The 2,189-nt window shown below is 28.7% G+C and carries 2 protein-coding genes and 1 pseudogene; all 3 read left to right on the top strand.

What is annotated here, in order from left to right:
* Positions 1-1,267, top strand: a 1,267-nt coding sequence (locus A5883_RS11845) for an NAD(P)/FAD-dependent oxidoreductase (protein WP_176323984.1), incomplete at its 5' end; no start/stop codon positions are given.
* Between the two features lie 116 nt (positions 1,268-1,383).
* Positions 1,384-1,674 carry a hypothetical protein gene (locus A5883_RS11840; protein WP_086338638.1) on the top strand — a complete coding sequence of 97 codons (291 nt, stop codon included), beginning with the start codon at positions 1,384-1,386 and terminating at the stop codon, positions 1,672-1,674.
* A gap of 128 nt (positions 1,675-1,802) precedes the next feature.
* Positions 1,803-2,189, top strand: a pseudogene (locus A5883_RS11835) (YSIRK-targeted surface antigen transcriptional regulator); the annotation flags it as partial.

Below are 2,189 nucleotides of genomic sequence, written 5' to 3'. Positions count from 1 at the left end.
AAGTGAAACGAAATATGAAATAATTCTTATAGATAAAAAATCAGTAGTTAGTTATTTAGGATGTGGCTTATCTTTACTTCTAAAAAAAGAAGTGTCAGATATGAGTTCTTTATTTTATGTAGATATGCAACAATTAAAATCTAAAGTTTCTAATCTTTACATGGAAACAGAAGTTTTAGATATTGATACTGTTGAGAAGAGAGTTCTTTGTAAAGATAAATATAACAATTTATTTTATCAAAATTATGATAAATTGGTGTTGGCTACTGGTTCTAGTCAAATTTCATTGGATATACCAGGAAATGAATTAGTACAGAACTTTATGTTAAAGGATATTTCTGATGTATCAAAAATCATCAAAAATTTGAATAATCCAGCAGTAAAAAGTATTGCTGTTGTAGGAGCTGGATACATAGGTGTTGAGTTGGCAGAAGCAATTTCCAAATGTGGAAAAAATGTATATTTATTTGATGCTGCTAATCGAATATTATCGATGCACTATGATGAACCGTTTTCAAATATTATCGAACAAATTCTCCTAGAAAATAATATTAAAGTTTGTTTGAGAGAGACTCCAATACAGTATCTAGGAGATAGGAGAATAGAAAAAATAGTGACCAATTTGAAAGAATACAAGATTGATATGGTTGTTCAAGCTATTGGTTTCACTCCTAATAGTAAATTGGGGGATAAAAAATTATTAAGACATTTAAATGGAGCGTATTTGACAAATGAATACCAGCAAACAAATGTAAAAGATATCTATGCAATAGGTGATTGTGCAACAACATTTTCAACTGTGTTAAATCGAAGTGATGTAGATTTTTCTGTGTCCAATGCTTTAAGAACAGGATATGTTGTAAGTCAACATCTCGAAGGGAAAAGTTGTAGTTCACAGGGGACACAATTTGCAAATGGATTCTATATTTTTGGCTATAACTTTTATTCGATTGGTTTAAATTCAAAATGGGCAAATTTGATGGATACAACATTGAAATTTGTAGATGTTGAAGAAAATATTAGACCAGAGTTCATAAAAAATAACAATTCGATAAGACTTAGGATTTTTTATCATGGTAAATCAAGAAAAATTATGGGAGCACAATTTGTTAGTAAAGAGGAATTGTCCAGTTTGTTAATGCTGTTTTCTTTAACTATACAAGAAGGAATAACTGTCGATAAGTTAAAAACTCTGGATTATTTATTTTATCCAATGTTTAGTAAGCCATATAATTTTCTTATCAATGCTGTTAAGAAAGCAAAATAAAAGTATGGGGTGAAACAGTTGAAAAAGATACTAGTTTTAGTAGTTATTTTATTCATGTTAGTTAGTGGTGTTTTATTGCTTGGACAAAATTTTTGGGGTGTTAATAAAAAAATAAGATGGATTCAGAGACATCGATTAGTGTTGAAAAGAAGATTGTCCCCGAATTAAGTGTGGAAGCAAGTGTTTTAGATAGAGGTTCAGTGATTGAAGACGAGAAATCAGTAAACGAACTATATCAAGAAAATATAGATTTTGAAAATGCAAATCCGAAGCACCTCTATATACTCTCTATATCACTCAAAGGAGAAGATGGACAATTTGTGGATCCTGATGGGGAACCTTTAGAAGTAAAAAAAGATATAATTCTGAAAAAAAGAAGAAATTGTACATGTAAAACTAACGGGTAATAAGCCAATGCCCAATCATATTAAAAAATTAAAAAATGTTAAGGTAGTATGTGATTTAAAGGAAAAATAAAGTTTGCTTTGATAGAATATAGTTATCTATTCTAATTAAAAATGAGAGGAAGATATCTATGCCTCAAGATAAAGAGGTGTTATTAAAGTCGTTACATGTTTGTTTGAGATTGCCAATTCTGATTTTTGATAAAGAATTTAATCTTGTTGAAGAATATCGTTCGAATAGAACAATTTCGTTCTTTTATAATTATAAGCTATTACTAAAGAGAATAGTTAATGATCGAGATTTCTTTTATTATATTAATGGTAATTTTAACGAAATGTTCTTATTGTATGTAAATGGAGAAAGAAATTATTTGTTTGGACCATTTAAATGCAACTTTATAGATAAAGAATTTTTTCAGCTCAAAATGGATCAACAACATATCAGTTTAAGTAATCAAAAAACTCTATATGAGTCATTGAGTGAGCTACCACTTTTTTCTCTTGGGGATGTAAGAGAT

Origin of the sequence: Enterococcus sp. 5B3_DIV0040, from assembly GCF_002140755.1 — a bacterium.
Classification (GTDB): Bacteria; Bacillota; Bacilli; order Lactobacillales; family Enterococcaceae; genus Enterococcus_D; species Enterococcus_D casseliflavus.
The sequence above is the reverse complement of the archived record's forward strand: the minus strand, read 5'-3'. Positions and strand labels throughout refer to the sequence as shown.